The organism is Emcibacter sp. SYSU 3D8, assembly GCF_039655875.1.
Classification (GTDB): Bacteria; Pseudomonadota; Alphaproteobacteria; order SMXS01; family SMXS01; genus RI-34.
In genome coordinates this window covers 56009-72289 of the sequence record NZ_JBBYXK010000002.1, presented here as the reverse complement: position 1 = coordinate 72289, position 16281 = coordinate 56009, and the positions used below count along the sequence as shown (strand labels likewise).

17 protein-coding genes are annotated in these 16281 nt (G+C 63.5%); 9 read left to right on the top strand and 8 right to left on the bottom strand.

The genetic code is table 11. From position 1 onward, the window contains the following. Positions 1–67: 67 nt before the first annotated feature. Positions 68–643 (bottom strand): putative 2OG-Fe(II) oxygenase, encoded by a 576-nt coding sequence (locus WJU21_RS06170; RefSeq protein WP_346322527.1) that lies wholly within the window; start codon positions 641–643, stop codon positions 68–70. A 23-nt stretch (positions 644–666) separates the two neighbouring features. After that, complete coding sequence (locus WJU21_RS06165) at positions 667–1128, bottom strand: VOC family protein (protein ID WP_346322526.1); 462 nt, start codon at positions 1126–1128, stop codon at positions 667–669. Between the two features lie 573 nt (positions 1129–1701). Here WJU21_RS06165 and WJU21_RS06160 point away from each other — a divergent pair. The 4 genes from WJU21_RS06160 to WJU21_RS06145 all read left to right on the top strand — a co-directional run bounded on the left by WJU21_RS06160 (position 1702) and on the right by WJU21_RS06145 (position 4800). Then, the gene (locus tag WJU21_RS06160; RefSeq protein ID WP_346322525.1) at positions 1702–2331 is read left to right on the top strand and encodes a VOC family protein; all 630 of its coding nucleotides are present in this window, start codon (positions 1702–1704) and stop codon (positions 2329–2331) included. A gap of 6 nt (positions 2332–2337) precedes the next feature. After that, positions 2338–3285, top strand: coding sequence for an alpha/beta hydrolase (locus WJU21_RS06155; protein ID WP_346322524.1), 948 nt, complete (start codon positions 2338–2340; stop codon positions 3283–3285). A 109-nt stretch (positions 3286–3394) separates the two neighbouring features. Then, a complete protein-coding gene (locus WJU21_RS06150; protein ID WP_346322523.1) occupies positions 3395–3988 on the top strand; it encodes a pyridoxamine 5'-phosphate oxidase family protein in 594 nt (197 codons plus the stop codon). Positions 3989–4095: 107 nt separating this feature from the next. Continuing rightward, complete coding sequence (locus tag WJU21_RS06145) at positions 4096–4800, top strand: outer membrane beta-barrel protein (protein ID WP_346322522.1); 705 nt, start codon at positions 4096–4098, stop codon at positions 4798–4800. Positions 4801–4851: 51 nt separating this feature from the next. Here WJU21_RS06145 and WJU21_RS06140 read toward each other — a convergent pair whose 3' ends face one another. Continuing rightward, a complete protein-coding gene (locus tag WJU21_RS06140; RefSeq protein ID WP_346322521.1) occupies positions 4852–6963 on the bottom strand; it encodes an EAL domain-containing protein in 2112 nt (703 codons plus the stop codon). Between the two features lie 176 nt (positions 6964–7139). On the opposite strand from WJU21_RS06140, the gene WJU21_RS06135 reads away from it, so the two are divergent. Beyond that, a complete protein-coding gene (locus WJU21_RS06135; protein ID WP_346322520.1) occupies positions 7140–7877 on the top strand; it encodes a class I SAM-dependent methyltransferase in 738 nt (245 codons plus the stop codon). A gap of 2 nt (positions 7878–7879) precedes the next feature. Here the strand turns inward: WJU21_RS06135 and WJU21_RS06130 are convergent, their stop codons facing one another. Beyond that, a complete protein-coding gene (locus WJU21_RS06130; protein WP_346322519.1) occupies positions 7880–8836 on the bottom strand; it encodes a restriction endonuclease in 957 nt (318 codons plus the stop codon). Between the two features lie 225 nt (positions 8837–9061). Here WJU21_RS06130 and WJU21_RS06125 point away from each other — a divergent pair, with 225 nt between their 5' ends. The 3 genes from WJU21_RS06125 to WJU21_RS06115 all read left to right on the top strand — a co-directional run bounded on the left by WJU21_RS06125 (position 9062) and on the right by WJU21_RS06115 (position 10454). Then, positions 9062–9514 carry a TspO/MBR family protein gene (locus tag WJU21_RS06125; protein ID WP_346322518.1) on the top strand — a complete coding sequence of 151 codons (453 nt, stop codon included), beginning with the start codon at positions 9062–9064 and terminating at the stop codon, positions 9512–9514. A 64-nt stretch (positions 9515–9578) separates the two neighbouring features. After that, positions 9579–9782, top strand: a complete 204-nt coding sequence (locus tag WJU21_RS06120; protein WP_346322517.1) for a hypothetical protein — start codon at positions 9579–9581, stop codon at positions 9780–9782. A 228-nt stretch (positions 9783–10010) separates the two neighbouring features. Further along, a complete protein-coding gene (locus WJU21_RS06115) occupies positions 10011–10454 on the top strand; it encodes an EthD domain-containing protein (RefSeq protein ID WP_346322516.1) in 444 nt (147 codons plus the stop codon). Here the strand turns inward: WJU21_RS06115 and WJU21_RS06110 are convergent. The 4 genes from WJU21_RS06110 to WJU21_RS06095 all read right to left on the bottom strand — a co-directional run bounded on the left by WJU21_RS06110 (position 10451) and on the right by WJU21_RS06095 (position 14598). After that, complete coding sequence (locus tag WJU21_RS06110) at positions 10451–11728, bottom strand: phospholipase D-like domain-containing protein (protein WP_346323473.1); 1278 nt, start codon at positions 11726–11728, stop codon at positions 10451–10453. The genes WJU21_RS06115 and WJU21_RS06110 overlap by 4 nt on opposite strands. A gap of 300 nt (positions 11729–12028) precedes the next feature. Further along, positions 12029–12469 carry a cupin domain-containing protein gene (locus WJU21_RS06105; RefSeq protein ID WP_346322515.1) on the bottom strand — a complete coding sequence of 147 codons (441 nt, stop codon included), beginning with the start codon at positions 12467–12469 and terminating at the stop codon, positions 12029–12031. A gap of 79 nt (positions 12470–12548) precedes the next feature. After that, on the bottom strand, positions 12549–13280 hold the full coding sequence (locus WJU21_RS06100) for a peptidase (protein WP_346322514.1): 732 nt from the start codon (positions 13278–13280) through the stop codon (positions 12549–12551). A gap of 25 nt (positions 13281–13305) precedes the next feature. Beyond that, the gene (locus WJU21_RS06095) at positions 13306–14598 is read right to left on the bottom strand and encodes a hypothetical protein (RefSeq protein ID WP_346322513.1); all 1293 of its coding nucleotides are present in this window, start codon (positions 14596–14598) and stop codon (positions 13306–13308) included. Positions 14599–14856: 258 nt separating this feature from the next. Here WJU21_RS06095 and WJU21_RS06090 point away from each other — a divergent pair, with 258 nt between their 5' ends. Further along, complete coding sequence (locus WJU21_RS06090; RefSeq protein ID WP_346322512.1) at positions 14857–16041, top strand: hypothetical protein; 1185 nt, start codon at positions 14857–14859, stop codon at positions 16039–16041. Positions 16042–16281: the final 240 nt, after the last annotated feature.

The following is a 16281-nucleotide window of genomic DNA, read 5'->3' as shown; positions in this document are numbered from 1 at the left end:
ACCGTATCGAGTTACCACCGGTCCTGTATTGGAATACGAACGATATGCCGAATAGTTCCGGCCGGTATCAAGTCAGGTTGAAGGAAATCACGACGCGGGGGCTTTCGCTGTCGTAGCGCTGCACGCCGTGACACAGCGTGCTGGGAAACATCAGCATCAGGCCGGTCCTTGGCCGCACCGTGCCGACAATCCGCACGGCGTCCGGTGCGTAGACGGCGAACGCGCCGCCGCCAGCCTCGTCGCAATCCCCGCTATCTACGTAATAGGCGCCTGAAATCAGGCCGCTATGACTGTGCGGCCGTCCTTCCAGCCCCTGACGCGAGACGATGGCCCACATGGCCGTGATACGGTATTGGCCGGGCCGCAGGTTCGGCCAGGTGATGCGGTTGGCCGCCTGCTCGATGAACCCTACTAGCGATACCATCGCCGGATCGGGAAGGTGATGCAGATTTCTCGCCGACAGCCACTTGTTGCGGAAGTACGATTCGCCGGTGGCCTTGTTGGTGCCCTTGTCGGGAATGCGGTCGGCCATTTCCAGCAGCATCGGCCGCAGCCGCGCGTTGAGTGCCTCGTGTTCCGGCACCATGGCCTGACGCAGGAGCGGCGCGCCGGAATCGGGCTGGGTATCGGGGCTGTGCGTCATGGCAACACGATGGGCATCGGCGGTCAGAAGGTCATCGCCATGCGGCTCTTGGGGTTCAGGATTTCCTGGAACTCGACCACGTTGCCGTCCGGGTCGCGGGCATAGGTGGTCAGCACCGTGCCGTTGCCCAGCCATTGCGGCTCGCAATGGAACGGGACGCCGGCCGCCGTCAACCGGGCATATTCGGAGGGCAGGTCGACCACGTCGAAGCAGATATGGGTCAGGCCGTGGTTGCACACCGGCCGGTCCGGATCGCCGGTCTCCGGCACCGGGCGGGCATACTCGAACAGTTCGATATGCGCATTGGCGGCGCGCAGCATGGCGACGCGGCCCTTGGCGCCGGGCAGGGCGGTGATCGCCTCGATCTCGGCGCCGCTGAAGTCCACCTCGAAAAGCACCTCGATGCCCACCAGGTCGCGGTAGAAACCGAGCATGCGATCGAGATCGCCGGTCGAGATGGACGTGTGATGGATACCCCTGATCAAGTTCGTTCTCCCCGGAAGTGTGCCGCCATGATGACTCACGCAGCCCGCACCGGCAGCAAGGAATTTTTCCCGAGAGGATTGCCGGTCCCGTTTGAGTCTCGCGCCTGCGGGAGACGTGCTGCGTTTCTGCGGCCCGGATGCCCGAAGCGCCGCCGGCCGACATTGCGCCGTCGTGCCGTGACGGTGGCCAAAAGTGGCGCAATTGCGCCATTTTTTCGGTATTGCGTTTCTGCATAGCCGAATTGCTCCAATGTGTGTGGACGATGCTGCGGCGCACAATTACCTTCACATCTGTCGCCACGAAGTAACGGTTCAGCGTGGCGGCCCCGAAGACCTCCTCATATTGAGGTCTAGGGTTGGTGGCCCTGCTTTCCTCCCCGTTTCCAGGGCCGCCCATTTCATCGTCTCCCCAAGACATGAAGTCTTCCCTGATTTGCCGGGCTCGCAAGAGCCCGGCATTTCTCTTTTGGGCCTGTCGCCGTCCACCCGGTTAAATGCACGTGTGATTTTTCGCTTGGCCCACGCTGCCCGCCGCCCCATGCTGTGGCCGCGAAATCAAGCGGGGAGAGATCAATGAGCATTATCCTGGGCCCGATCGTCCAGCAGGGCTACGTGGTGCCCGACGTACGGGAAAAACTGCCCTATTTCATCGACATCGGCGTCGGTCCGTTCTTTATCCGCGACCGTTTCGACGTGGTCGGCGGCAATTGTACCTATCGCGGCCAGGAGCAGACCTTCAACATCACCGCCGCCTTCACCTATTCGGGCGAGCACCAGTTCGAGCTGATCTGCCATCACAATGAAGGTCCGTCGGTCTACAAGGATTTCCTGAAGGACAATCCGGAAGGCGGCCTGCAGCATGTGGCGGTCTGGGCCGACAATATCGACGAGGAACTGGCGCGGCTGAAGGCGCTGGGCGAGGATTTCGAGGTGCTGCAGCGCTTCAACGAGCTCGACTGCTATATCAAGAAGCCCGGCTTTCCCTGGCCGATCATCCAGCTGATGGCCACGGTCGAGCGCCACCGCCGCATGTTCACCATGGTGAAGTACTATACCGACCGCTACGACGGCACCCGGCCGATTCGCTTCATCGACGAGGAACTGAAGCTGTTCTACGGCCCCGGAGGTCCGGGCGTGGGCATGGACACCTGGGAGGTGACCAAGGCGCCCGGCCGCGAGCGCGTGCTGCAGCCGGCGGCTTAACGCGTCATGAGCACGCGGCATCTGGTCGATCCCGAACTGCTGCCCATGCTGGACATGTTTCCGCCCAGTAGTTTCAGCCTGGAAACCCTGCCCGTCATCCGGGCGGGCATGATGGAGATGCTCAAGGCCGCGCCGGTGCCCGAAGTTCCGGTCGATGTCGCCGAGCGGCGGGTCCCCGGCCCCGATGGCGCGCCGGACATCCGGCTGTTGATCTATACGCCGCAGGGCGACGCGGCGCCGCGGCCGGCCTTCCTTCATATCCATGGTGGCGGCTATGTGGTCGGGACGCCCGAGATGAGTGACGCCCGCAACCGGTTGCTGGCCGCCGATATCGGTTGTGTCGTGGTGTCGGTGGATTATCGCCTCGCGCCCGAGACGCCGCATCCCGGCCCGGTCGAGGATTGCTACGCCGCGCTCAAATGGCTGCACGGCAATGCCGGGTCGCTGGGCGTGGACAGGGCGCGAATCGCCATTGGGGGCGAAAGCGCGGGCGGCGGGCTCGCGGCCTCGCTGGCATTGCTCGTCCGCGACCGGGCAGAACTGGCGGTCGCGTTCCAGCTGCTGATCTATCCCATGCTGGACGATCGCACGACGTTGGCGGATCCTCATCCCTTTACCGGCGAATTTGTCTGGACGCCGCCGTCCAACCTGTTCGGCTGGGAAGCGCTGCTGGGGCAAAAGCCCGGCGGCGAGGGGGTGTCGCCCTATGCGGCGGCGGCGCGAGCCGAATCACTCGCCGGCCTGCCTCCCGCCTTTGTCAGCGTCGGCGCGCTGGACCTGTTTCTTGACGAAGACCTTGATTATGCGCGGCGGCTGGCGCGCGACGGCGTGCCGGTCGAGATGCACCTTTATCGCGGTGCCTTCCATGGATTCAACATGATGGCGCAGGCCTCGGTGTCCCGGACGTTCGAACGGGACTATCGCGAGGCCTTGCGGCGGGCGCTCGCGGAATGAACACGTAAAAACGGTAAAACAGTTCATCATTGATGATTGTTATTTCCGTCGGCTTCATCGAAAGTGCCAGTCGGAAGACGCATATGAACCGGAAGACTTGGAGAGACCCATGGCGCAAACACACGATCACGAAATCGTTTCGATCTATCCGTTTACGGAAGCTGAAGTCGACCTGCTGGCGAACAATTCCAATGAATGCGTGCTGATGTGGGCGACGAAGGACGGCTGGCCCGTCGGCGTCACCCATGCATTCGTCTGGCACGACGGCAAGATCTGGCTGACTTTCGCCGAACACCGTCACCGGGCTGCCGCCATTCGCCGCGATCCGCGCGTGTCGGTCAATGTCAGCAGCGGCGGCTATCCCAAGGGCGCTTCCGAGAGCCTGCCCACGGGCGCCATCACCTTCAAGGGCCGCGGCGAGTTTTTCGACGACCGCGAGACCAAGGAGTGGTTCTACCGGGCGCTTTCGAAGAAGCTGAATCCCACCAGCAAGGAAGGCGAGGAGTTCTTCTACAATCTGCTGGACTCGCCGCTGCGGACCGTCCTGGCGGTCACGCCCGAAAAGATGATCATGTACAATGGCGGCAAGGCCGGTCAGCACATGGCGGGCACCATTTCCGAAGACGAACTTGGCGAAAGGCTGAGCGGCGACAAGGAACGTATGAACGCGGAGCGCGCCAAGCGGGGCCTGCCGCCGCGCTGATCGTTTCGGTCAAGTATCTGTTCACGCACACTTAATTCCGGCCGGTAGGGAACAATGGGCGGTCTCTGAAGTTGATGGGCGCAATGTCGATCAACAAGGAGACACCAATGCACCATCTACTGCGCACCACCTGTGTTGCCGCCGGCATGCTCGGGGCGACGGTCGGCATGGCCGTCGCCCAGCCTGCCAGCGACCGGAATCCGTTCGACGGATTCTACGTGGGCGGCATGGTCGGCTATGACAGCTTCCATCTGGATAACGCTTCCGACCTCCCCGATTTCGATGAGGAGAACGGCGGTTTCATTACCGGCCTCGGCAGTGACGGCATCGCCGCCGGTGCCGTGCTTGGCGTCAACATGCCGCTGAGCGATCTGTTCATCGTCGGTATCGAGGGCACCGGCCGCTGGAGCGACGCCAGCGGCAATACATCCGTGTCCGACAATACCAGCGAGACGTCCATCGAGCAGGGCAACCGCTGGAGTTGGGGCGTCATGGGCAGGGTCGGCATGCGGGTCTCGGACGGCATGATGATCTACGGCTCGGGCGGCTGGGGCCAGACCCGGTTCAACACCCGTTTCATCAACACGCCGGCGGGCGGCTCGCCCACCACCGTCTTTGATGACGGTGTTACGCGCGATGCCTGGCGGGTCGGCGGCGGCGCCGAGATCGCGCTCGGCGGCGGCTGGACCGGCCGTCTGGACTATACCTATTCGAACTACGGCAACTACGATGTGGAGATCAATCCGACCAACGCCCTGGTGGTGAAGCCCGAGGCGCACCAGGTTTCGGTGGGTGTCTCGCACTACTTCTAGACGAGGCCACGGGAGCCCCGCCGGTTCGTCCGGCGGGGCTTTTGCGTCTGGTCAGTGGATTGCCGTTCGAACAACGGGCTGAGGGTCGGCCTCGAGCAAGGGGCCGCGGCGTACCAGCGCCGCCAGTTCGTTGGCCGGAACCGCGGGGCTGATCACGAAGCCCTGGATTTCGTCGCATCCCAGTTGGCGCAGGATCTCCAGCTGTTGCCGCGTCTCGACCCCCTCTGCGACGACACGCCGGCGCAACGACTGACCCATTGAAAGAATCGTCCGGATGATTTCGTAGTCGTCCGGATCGGAGGCGATGTTGTTGATGAACGAGCGGTCGATCTTGATGGTATGCAGCGGGAATCGCTTCAGGTAGGACAGCGACGAATAGCCGGTCCCGAAATCGTCCATGGCCAGGCTGACGCCCATATCGGCCAACTCCCCCAAAGTCCGGACCGCGTTTTCGGTGTCCTTCATCAGCATGCTTTCCGTGATTTCCAGTTCGAGGCCGCCCGGGTCGACGCCAGCGCGATCGAGCAGGTCGGCTACCGTCTGGGCGAATCCGGGCTGCCGCAATTGCCGGACCGACAAATTGACGGCAACCTTGATGTTCAGTCCCTCGTTCAGCCATTGGCGATGCTGTCTGCAGGCGGTTTCGATAACCCATTCGCTGACCGAGCCGATGAGGCCGCTGTCTTCCATGATCGGGATGAACTTGGACGACGACACCAGGCCCAGTTCAGGGTGATGCCAACGCAATAGCGCCTCGGCGCCGGTGAGACGCCCGTGCACCAGATCGACCTTCGGCTGGTAGTGGAGCACGAATTCGTTGCGTTCCAGCGCCGTATTGAGGCCATTGATCAGGATCAGGCGTTCCTCGATCTCGGCATTCATTTCCGACGTGAAGAACTGGAAGTGCTGCTTGCCCTGTTCCTTGGCACGGTACATGGCCGCGTCGGCGTTTTTCAGCAGGGTCGCCGCGTCGATGGCGTCGTTGGGGAAGGTCGTGATGCCGATCGATGCGGAGATGAAGGCTTCCTTGCCCATAAGGTTGAACGGTGCGCGCAATGTTTCGGTGATGCGCTCGGCGACCCGCGGTGCATTGTGGAAGTCATGCATCTGCGGCATCAGCACGGTGAATTCATCACCGCCCAATCGCGCAACCGTGTCGGACGAGCGCATGCACCGCTTCAATCGCGCCGCCACTTCCTGCAGCAGCAGGTCGCCCATGTCGTGGCCCATCGTGTCGTTGACCATCTTGAAGCCGTCCAGGTCGACGAACATCAGGCCCACCATCTCGCCCTCGCGCTCGGCCTGAAGGAGCGACCTGGCCAGCATGTCCATGAACAGGGCGCGGTTCGGCAGGCCGGTTAGCTGATCGTAGCTGGCCTGATAGCGGATGCGTTCTTCGTCATGCTTGCGTTGGGTGACGTCGCTGAACACCACGAGGTAGCGTCCAGCCTGGCCGTTGCTGCCGGGAATGGGCACGACGGACAGCTGTTCGGCATAGTGTTCGCCATTCTTCCTGCGGTTCCACTGTTCGCCGCTCCATTTGCCATGGGACTTGATGACCTTGCGCAGGATGGCCATGCTAATTCGTGGATGCTCAGGAATCGGCCGGCCCCATTCCAGGAAGGGTGGGAGACCGCCGATCACATCCCGGGCCGGAAAGCCGGTGATCGCGGAATAGGCGGGATTGACGGCGGTGACGCAAAATTCGTCATTCAACACCATGATTGCCTCGGCTGCCGTATCGAAAACACTGGCCGCGAGGCGCAGTCGTTCATCGGTCTTGATCCGGTCGGTAATGTCCTGAACGAACCCCTCATACCACTTCAGGGTGCCATCCTCGGCCAGTACGGATCGGGCGTTTTCATTGATCCAGATCTGGCTGCCATCCTTGCGGTACACCCGCGCGACGAAGTCGTGCACCGCGCTGGAGTCCTCCAGCGCCGTGCGGAATCTGTCGCGATCATGGGGGTTTACGTAAAGCGCCCCGGCAATGTCGGTCAGCCCCGACATCAGCGCCTCGGCGCTTTCATATCCATAAATTCGGGCCAGCGCATCATTCGCGGCAAGGTATCGTCCGTCCGGAGACGTGCGGTACATGCCTTCGACGGCGTTGTCGAACAGGGACCGGTAGTCCTGCTGGTCGTCGTCCACCCATGCCCCCATGTCCGCTTTTCGTCATTTATCTCATGCAAGCAACACGCCAGAAACCATTCGGGAGGCGGTGAAACAAGGCGAGCGGTCCAGCGCTGGATTTTCGCCGCCGCGCCCGTCATGATCGGTCATGGGCTGGGAGCAAAGTATTTTGACGCCGTGTTTTGGCATGACAGCGGAATTCTGAGATGAATTTGCGCATTGCCGCGAAATCCTTGCGGCTGCTGGCGCGTACGGCAGCGCCATGGCCGGTGTACGGGGTATTGATCCGGAGCCGTCTGCGCACCCCCGATTTGCGGCGGCGCTTCCGTACTCGCGCCGCGGCCTTCGGCTCCATGCTGCGGGAATACGACGTCTCGAAAGACTGGTTCACCTCCCGGCTGTGCGAGTGGCTCGGCGTATTCGAGCGTCATCCGCTACCCAGCGCCCCCGAAATCCTTGAGATCGGCAGCTGGGAGGGCATGTCCGCCCTGTTCATCCTCACCAACTGGCCCGATGCCCGCCTGACCTGCGTCGACACCTGGATGGGCGGAAGAACCACTGCGGGCACACCGCTTGCCGCTGCGAGTGAGATGCGATTCGATGCCAATATGGCCGGTCATGCCGGCAGGGTTCGCAAATTCAAGGGAACGTCGCTTGAGTTCTTTGCCGCCGAGGATATGAGGGACCGGTTCGACTTCGTCTATGTGGACGGATCTCACCAGTATGAAGATGTGCTGCATGATGCGTTCTCGGGATTCGACGCCCTCAAGCCGGGCGGCATCATGATCTTCGACGATTACCTGTTGGCGCCCTATGACGGCGCGACAGACTGTCCGGCAGCCGCTGTAAACCGGCTGCTTGACGAGCGGCGCGGCCGGTACGAACTGGTCGACGTATATTGGCAGCTCGTTATCCGCAAGCTACCCGCCGGTACGCCGCACTAGGCTCACGTATCCGCGCGGAACTTGTTCTTGCATTTCGGGCAATTCGCCATCAGGCGCTTGCCGCGCGGCAGCCGCATCTTGGTGTGGCACTTGGGACATTTGACGATCGATTTCAGTTCCGGCGTCGGCCCATGCCGAAGCCTGCCGGCGCGGGCGATTGTGGCGGGCACGGGGACGCCGCCGCGGCTGTTCCGGTCCCGCGGGGTCGGACGCGCCTGGAACGCACGCGTGGCGCGCTCCGGAAACATGGAGGCAGGCGTGAGATTCTCGATCGGTGAGGGCGCCACCGGCTCGGCGCCGGGTTTGGTGAAAAATACCGCGTAGACCGCCAGCGCCAGCGCGATCGCCATGAAAACGTAGAAGTAATAGGTCCCGAACAGCAGGAACGGCGGTGCGAGCGATGCTATTCCCAGGCCTCTTACCCAGGGATACCGGCGACGTGCCGCCTGCCACGACTTGACGTTGACGTCGTATTGGCCCACCGCCTCGTAATAGGACATCAAGGCGAGCCGGTTTTCGGTCTCCTGCCGCGACCGCGTCTCCTGCTGCTGCTGGAGTTCACGCTCGAGACGCAGCCTGACGCCGTACTCGGACCGGTCATAGGGGCTGGAGACCACCAGTTCGTCGGTGTGAACAAGGACAACCCCCATTTCGCCGGCAAGGGAGCGCGCGCGCTCCGACGGGGTGCCGTCGTGAACGATCAAGGCCTGGCCGGCCGAATGATAGGCTTTCAGGGCCGCGGCATGCTGCAGGTCGGACAGGTCGATTCCCGCGCCCTGCACGCACTGGACGATGGCCTTCTCGTCGCGCTGGGTGCAGAGGAGGTCAGAGCCGTGCCGGTCGGATGCATGAAGTGCCTCGCAGGTCCAGCCGAGCGCGCAAAGCTTCTTGCCGACCAGATTCTCGAAAATCTGATCAGCCCCATAAGCCGCTGCTTCTGGACGAGTCCAGGCGCTCATGTGTCAAGTGCCCCCAAGGCCCTTGGTTCCGAACCCTTTCGGTCCGGCGATCTACCCAAAATGGGTGGTTTCAAATTTTATGCTAATTCGAATCTTGGGCCGACGCTAACAGTTTGCACATATACGCCCGGATTCATGGACCCGTAACGCGATTTTGAAGGAAAACCGGCAACTTCGTGCTATTTCCGCAAGGTAACGGGAATGATTTGGGCGAGGCGCGGGATCGTGAACCGATTCGTTTCACTGGGAATTTTCCTGGTCTTCGTGGTAGGCGGCGGCGCTGCCATCGGAATGCTGACCGCGCCAGGCGGCTGGTATGCCGAACTGGCAAAGCCCGCATTCAATCCGCCCAATTGGCTGTTCGGCCCGGTCTGGACCGCGCTGTACGTTCTGATCGCCATCGCCGGATGGCGGTGCTGGCGCAGTGATCGACGCGGCCTGCCCATGCGGTTGTGGTGGCTGCAGATGGCCCTCAACTTCATCTGGTCGCCCATATTCTTCACGGCCCACGCCATCGGAGCCGCCCTTGCTGTGATCCTGCTGCTGCTGGGCGCGATCCTTGGCTTCATCCGCGCTTCGTGGGACAGCGACCGCACGGCATCCTGCCTGTTCCTGCCCTATGCGGCCTGGGTGGCCTTTGCCGCACTGCTGAACGCGGCCCTGTTCATTCTCAATTGAGTCCGTTGACTCCGGCAATGGCTCCGGCGAATATGAACAAAACAGGAACAAATGAGGCGCGATCATGTATGGCAGGCAGACCATCGGGCAGGATGACATCCAGCAATTGCTTGCCGGCCTGCGGCGCGGCCGGGACGAACTGGCCCGCATCAGGCGGCAGACACCCGTCGACAGCCTGTTCGGCGCCCAGGCCGATTACGTCATGAAGGCGATCGACGGCATGGCCGAAACCCTTACCGGCGACCGGGAATATTTTCGCGATCAGTAGTCGGTCTGCCGCAGTTCCGCGGCACCGCCTGCAGGCAGGCCGAATTTCCTGCCCACCTCGATCCGCCAGCAGCACGCTTGAAGCCGGGCCGATGCCGGCCGTATGCTTGGACCGCAACGTGGGCGGCGGCCGGCTGGTTCATCGCTGGACCGCTCACATCAGGGCAACCGGCGACGACGGGTTGAATACCCTGTTCCGCGACGGCCTCAACCAAGGACGGAGATGACGATGCGCCGGATGATCGTGTTGGTGACAGTCGGCCTGTTCGCCGCTCTGGCAGGTGCGCCCGCCCTGGCGGACAATACGGGCTGCAACAAGGGCGAAAACGCCATGAGCAAGAAGCTGATCATCCTGCTGGCCCGCAAGCCCGGCACCACGGTCGAACAGTTCAAGACCTATTACGAGACAGTGCATGCGCCCGGTGCTCGCGAGCGCATGCCGGCGCTGGCCCGCGCCGAGTACCGCCGCAATTTCATTCCCGAGCAAGGCCGTCCCGGCGCGCCCATCGATTTCGACGTGGTGACCGAGATGATCTTCGCCAGCGAGGCCGAATACGCGCAGATGCAGAAGGAACGCGAGACCGCCGCCCAGTGGATCGCCGACGACATTCCCAAATTCGCCGATCCGGCCAACATCCGAAGCTACGTCGCCGACGTCTGCGTGTCGGGCTAAAGCTGGGACGAGAACAGCCCGGCCAGCTTTTCCATCAACCGTTCGCGCAACGGACGATCCTGCCATTCCGCCAGGGTCATTTCCGTCGACCGTTTCAGGTCGGCCTCGAAGATACCGGTCATCTTCAGGGCGAAGGCGTGGTCGTAGATATTGAGGTTGGCCTCGTCGTTGAGGCGGAACGAGCGGTTGTCGAAATTGGTCGAGCCGACGGAGACGAGCAGGTCATCCACCACCAGCATCTTGCAGTGGAACATGGTGGGCTGGAACACGTGGATCTCGGCGCCGGCCTGCAGCAACTCGCCCCAGGTTTCGCGCGATGCCTTGCCGACGACGAATGTGTCGATGTGCTTGCCGGGCACGATGATCCGAACCCGCACGCCGCGCGCGATCGCCGCAATCATCGCCGATCGGGTGAAATCGTCGGGTACGAAATAGGCCGCTGACAGGTCGATGGTCCGTTCGGCCGCCGCAAGCGCGAACAGATACATGAGCTGCATGCTGTCGCCGCCGGCGCGGGGCGAGGAGATGAACATCTGCGCCCGCTGCTCGCCGGCAGGCTGCAGCGGCGGGAAATAGCCGTCGCCCTGCAGCACGCGGCCCGAGGTCTTCATCCAGTTGTCGGCGAAGGCCGCCTGGATCTGGGCCACGGCCGGTCCTTCCACCCGGTAATGTGAATCGCGCCAGTAGTCGGGATTCTGGGCGTTGCCCCGCCACTGGTCGGCAATGCCGACACCGCCGGTAAAGCCGACTCGGCCGTCGACCACCAGCAGCTTCCGGTGGGTCCGGTTGTTCATCCTTGCCAGCGAATACCAGTGAAGCGGATGGTACAATTCGACCTCGACGCCGGCCTGGCGGAGGATGGGGATCGTATTCCCATCCATTTTCTGGCTGCCGACCCAGTCCAGCAGCACATGGACCTTCACGCCGGCTGTTGCCCGCTCGACCAGCGCCTCGCGGAACTCCAGGCCGATCTGGCCGGACCAGTAGATGTAGGTCTCGAAGGTAATGGTGTGCTGGGCCCCGCGGATCGCCGCCAGCATGGACGGGAAGATGGCGTCACCGTTCTGCAGGTCCTCGATGCTGTTGCCGTCGAGCACCGGCGGCCCCAGCAACGTGCCCAGCTCGCGCATGAATTGCGGATCGGAAACGCCATAGAAGTGCCCGAGCGGCTTCTGGATGTGCTTTTCCGGTCCCGTAAGGTTCAGCACCAGGATGGTGACGAGGATGATGGCCACAGCACCGATCGATCCGGAGATGATCAGGTGTTCCTTGATCCAGTCCAAGACGGCTTCCTCCCACTGTGCCGCGATCGGCGGTAGCGGGATAACGCGGTAGGCTCGGTGAAGGATGCGCGTGCCGCGAAAAATAATTCCACAGACCCGGCAGCGAAACCACCGGGTGACGATGGAACGATAGGCTTCGGGGCGGCGTTCACCCGCTACCAACAGGGAGAAATACGTTGAACAACATCATTTACATTGTCGGTCTGGTCGTCGTTGTCGGGGCGGTTCTGTCCTTCGTCTTCTGATCTGGCGCGGGTTCTGATCGGGCGCGGGCGAGAGCCTCGGCGCCGGTCAGTCGCCCATCGTCAGGCCGTGGCGCCGGGCGATGGCGATCACCTTGGGAATGTCGGGCGCACCGGCGGGAATTTCCGCATCCATCGCGGCGAACATGCGCGCCGCATTGCCGTTGCCGCTGATGCTCAGCATCTTGCCGCCGCCTGCCGCGAACCGGAACCAGTGGGTGGTGCCGGCGGGCAGGTGCACCAGCGTGCCCGGGCCGGCTGTGAGGTGCTCGTCGCCGTGGCCGAACTCGACATTGCCCTGCATGACGAAGAACGATTCGTCCCAGGCGTGGCTGTGCGGCGGCGGCCCGCTGCCCTCGGGGCCCTGCTGAAGAAAGATTTCATAGCTGCCGGTGGCGTCGCTGGAGGCGAGTACCGTGATGTGCTCGCCCACCACATCGAGGGGCGCGGCATAATCGGCGGGAGAAACAACGAGCGGCCTTGCGGTCATTGGATTGCCCCTTGCTGGTCATCGGCGCGTTGCTGCGCCCCGGCAAGATTACCAACGTCCCCGGCTCGCCGCCAAGTGCCTAGCTGCGCCAGTCCGGTGGCCGCGGCAGGCGCTCGACCAGCGTCGCCAGTCCCTCGCCATAGGCGTTGCTGAGGGCGCGCCAGTAGGGATCGCTTTTCTCCAGCACGGTCCGGTTGGCGGCCGATAAGCTGCCGGTCTCATAGCGCAGGATATCGATCGGCATGTCGACGGACAGGTCGCTGCGCATGGTGGCGTCGAACGACAGCAGCGCCAGCTTGGCCGCTTCGTCCAGCGGGCTTCCGTAGGACAGCGCCCGGTCGAGGATCGGCTTGCCATATTTGGCCTCGCCGATCTGCAGGAAGCTGGCGCGCGCCGACGCCTCGACGAAGTTGCCCGCCGGATAGACCCGGAACAGCCGCGGGGCTTCGCCGCCGATCTGTCCGCCCACGATGAAGCTCCCCGTGGCGTCGCCGTAGGGACTGACATGGGCGCCGTCGCGGGCGACCACCACGCGCAGCATCCCGCCGACGGCCCGGGCCGCGTCATACAGGGTCGCGGCCGCGTGCAGATCGTCGGCGCCGGCCTTGCCCAGCGCCTCGCGCAACTCGGTGATGACCGACTGGGTGGTCGCCAGATTGCCGGCCGACAGGATCACGATGACCCGCTCGCCCGGCACGTCGATCACCTCCATCTTGCAGACGCTGGTGATGTCGTCGACGCCCGCATTCGACCGGGAATCGGACGCCATGACGAGGCCGTCCTGCAGCAATATGCCAAGGCAATAGGTCATCGCGCCCGTGCGGTCGTTGTCGCCATCACAGCGGCACCAGGTCTCCGTTGGGCAGGCCGCTTTCGCCCAGCACGTCCTTGGCCGCCTTGCGGAAAGCCGGGAAGTCGCCGATCACCACCATCCAGGTGAACACCCGCTTGACGCCGTCGATCTCCCGCTCATAGGGCGAGAAGCCCAGCGGCATGACGGCAAAGTCACCGGCGGCGTGATTGGGCAGATGGCGGGCGCAGAACGCCTGGAACTTGTCGTAATCCTCGAGACGCACCAGTTCGAAATAGGGCACCGCGTCGCGCCGGGCCTTGTTCACCCGGCGCAGCACCTGGGTGGGAAACAATCCGGCGGTCCAGCGCGGGTTGATCTCGGTCACCACCACCTCGCCGTCCTGCCCGATGAAATAGTCGATGCCCAGGCAATCGCCGGTTTCGGTGCCGAATCCGAACTTGCGGGCATAGGCGCCCACTTTCAGCAACTCGGCGGTCTGCGACGGGGTAATCGGCGGGTCGGCGTGGATGAGGTTGCCGATCCACAGCCCGTCGGTCACCAGAATCCTGCGGACATTGTCCAGGGTCACCGTATCCTCGGTGATCAGCAGGTCGGCGGTCCACTCGTCGAACTTCTCCAGCTCGAGCCGCTGCTGCACCAGCACCTGGTCGTCCGGCCGGTAGCCCTTCAGATATTCGTCGCCCTCAGCCGTGCTGGCGACGGCCTTGACGCTGCGCGCGCCGGGCTGGCCGGTCATCTTCAGGATGATGCGGTTGCCGTGCTTGGCGAAAAAGTCCTCGACCTGCCGGTTTCCGCTCAGCGGCTGCCGGGCGATGATGGTCTCGGGCGTGGGGATGCCGAACAGCGGCGCGTTCTCGGCGAAGTGGAACTTCGAGTTCAGCTTGAGCATGCGCTCGATAGCGCCCTGGTCTTTGTGCAGCACCTGGTTCGACCGGCTGATCATCAGCAGGGTCAGCAATTCGACATCGGGCAGCATGCCGGCGATGGTCTCGTAATAGGTCTCGACCGGTGCATAGAGCAGGTGGTCGAGCGGCACCATCTCGGCGCCGGCCTTCGCCGCCATGTCGTGCTGGTTGCGCAGATAGCCGTTCCACGGCGGCCGCGAGAACGCGTCGAACAGCGCCACATAATCGGCTGGCTTGCTGATCGACAGCAGCGCCGACTGCAGCATGGCCAGAAGCTGGTTCTGCTCGTAATGGTCGGCCTTCTGCTTGTCGGTCAGCTTGTCCATGTCGAAATGCAGCGGCAGATCGTCGGCCGCCATGGCATAGAGCGTCGGCAATGGCCGGTCGGGGAAGAACGAGCCGACCTTCATGGGGCGAATCCCGCGCGGCAGGCCGATTCTGAAAGCGCACCGCGCCGTACGAGACGTGACATATATTCCTCCCCCGGATTGGTTCCGCCGCGATCATTCCTGCTCGGCCGCGCCGTTGCAAAGGGAATTCGAAGTCGCGAATGATTAATTTCGGCGGCGATGATTGATTTATGGCGACGCTCGGGCTAGAGGGACTACAGGGAAGTTTCACCGCAGGCGGCGCGACCGGGCCGTCCTGACGCAGGAGAGGATGCGGCCATGAACATCGAAACGACGGCACAGGCGCGGACGCCGACCAAGGAAGACATGATCGCCCGCGCCGAGGCATTGCTGCCGGCGCTGCGCGAGCGTTCGGCCGAGGCCGAAAAGAACCGCCGGCTGCCGGACGTGACGGTGCAGGAGTTCCGCGAAGCCGGCTTCCCCAAGATTCTGCAGGCCAAGCGCTTCGGCGGCTACGAACTGGGTCCGGACACCGCCACCGAGGTGATCCGCACCATCGCCACCGCCTGCGGCTCGAGCGGCTGGGTGACCAACCTGTTCGTCATCCACACCTGGCAGGTCAGCCTGTTCCCCATCGAGGCGCAGGAGGAATACTGGGACGGCAGCGACGACAAGCTGTGCTCCACCGCGTCATTCGCCATGAACAGCAAGATGGAAGAGGTCGAAGGCGGCGCCCGCCTGACCGGCCGCTGGAAGTTCTCCTCCGGCTGCGACTTCGCCGACTGGTTCATCATCATGAAGCCCAGCCCCACCTGCCTGGACTGGATGCTGGTGCCGCGCAAGGACGTGACCCTGGTCGACGACTGGTTCGTCTCCGGCCTGTCCGGCACCGGCTCGAAGGACCTGGTGCTCGAGGATGTGTTCGTACCGGCGCATCGCCGCGTGTCGATCATGGATATCGCCATGGGCACCACGCCCGGCGGCGAGGCGCTGGGCATTCCCATGGCGCGCCTGCCGTTCGGCTGGCCGGCGATCTGGGGCATTCCCGCGGCGCTGATCGGCATGGCCGAGGGCATGGCCGCCGCCGTACAGAAGACCCTGGTCGGCAAGAAGGCGCTGTTCACCGGCGAGGTGCAGGTCGAGCGGGTCGCCAACCAGATGAAGCTGACCGAGTGCCTGACCGACATCCACGCCGCCACCCTGATCATGCGCCACCGCATGGCCGAGTTGAACAGCTGGGCCGAGGCCGGCGCCGCGCCGAACCCGGCGCTCGACGCCTATGTCTCGCACCGCGACGCGGCCTATGTGTCGCGCCTGATCGGCCAGACCGCGTTGAAGCTGACGCAGATGGCCGGCGCGACCTCGGTCTATCTCGCCAACCCGATCCAGCGTTTCCAGCGCGACATCAATGTGGGTGTCACCCACGTGTCGCTGGTATGGGAAGAGGCCGCCGAGAATTACGGCCGCGCGCTGTGGGACCTGGGGCCGAAGCCGCGGGGGTAGATGCGGGCTGCACTGCCGGTCCTTCGCTAGCCCGGCGCTGGTCTGGCAGCGGACCACCGCGCCGAGGCGCAGCAGCGTTCTCTCCGGTTCGGGGCTGGCGCAAATCCAGCGATTATCCGGCGGTGCTCCGCCGTTAAATAACCCTTCGCGCGCGCCGTGCGCTGCCGGGAAGCGTATGGCTGGCTTGCGGCGGCAAACCGGTCTAACGTTGGCGTGTCGGCCACGGTCAAGGGGAGAGCC

What these genes read in the sequence shown, in the direction of transcription:
- WJU21_RS06100 (WP_346322514.1), bottom strand. Translation starts at nt 13,280, where the DNA reads ATGACCTATTGCCTTGGCATATTGCTGCAGGACGGCCTCGTCATGGCG.
- WJU21_RS06170 (WP_346322527.1), bottom strand. Translation starts at nt 643, where the DNA reads ATGACGCACAGCCCCGATACCCAGCCCGATTCCGGCGCGCCGCTCCTG.
- WJU21_RS06090 (WP_346322512.1), top strand. Translation starts at nt 14,857, where the DNA reads ATGAACATCGAAACGACGGCACAGGCGCGGACGCCGACCAAGGAAGAC.
- WJU21_RS06150 (WP_346322523.1), top strand. Translation starts at nt 3,395, where the DNA reads ATGGCGCAAACACACGATCACGAAATCGTTTCGATCTATCCGTTTACG.
- WJU21_RS06095 (WP_346322513.1), bottom strand. Translation starts at nt 14,598, where the DNA reads ATGAAGGTCGGCTCGTTCTTCCCCGACCGGCCATTGCCGACGCTCTAT.
- WJU21_RS06145 (WP_346322522.1), top strand. Translation starts at nt 4,096, where the DNA reads ATGCACCATCTACTGCGCACCACCTGTGTTGCCGCCGGCATGCTCGGG.
- WJU21_RS06130 (WP_346322519.1), bottom strand. Translation starts at nt 8,836, where the DNA reads ATGAGCGCCTGGACTCGTCCAGAAGCAGCGGCTTATGGGGCTGATCAG.
- WJU21_RS06155 (WP_346322524.1), top strand. Translation starts at nt 2,338, where the DNA reads ATGAGCACGCGGCATCTGGTCGATCCCGAACTGCTGCCCATGCTGGAC.
- WJU21_RS06115 (WP_346322516.1), top strand. Translation starts at nt 10,011, where the DNA reads ATGCGCCGGATGATCGTGTTGGTGACAGTCGGCCTGTTCGCCGCTCTG.
- WJU21_RS06105 (WP_346322515.1), bottom strand. Translation starts at nt 12,469, where the DNA reads ATGACCGCAAGGCCGCTCGTTGTTTCTCCCGCCGATTATGCCGCGCCC.
- WJU21_RS06135 (WP_346322520.1), top strand. Translation starts at nt 7,140, where the DNA reads ATGAATTTGCGCATTGCCGCGAAATCCTTGCGGCTGCTGGCGCGTACG.
- WJU21_RS06160 (WP_346322525.1), top strand. Translation starts at nt 1,702, where the DNA reads ATGAGCATTATCCTGGGCCCGATCGTCCAGCAGGGCTACGTGGTGCCC.
- WJU21_RS06140 (WP_346322521.1), bottom strand. Translation starts at nt 6,963, where the DNA reads ATGGGGGCATGGGTGGACGACGACCAGCAGGACTACCGGTCCCTGTTC.
- WJU21_RS06120 (WP_346322517.1), top strand. Translation starts at nt 9,579, where the DNA reads ATGTATGGCAGGCAGACCATCGGGCAGGATGACATCCAGCAATTGCTT.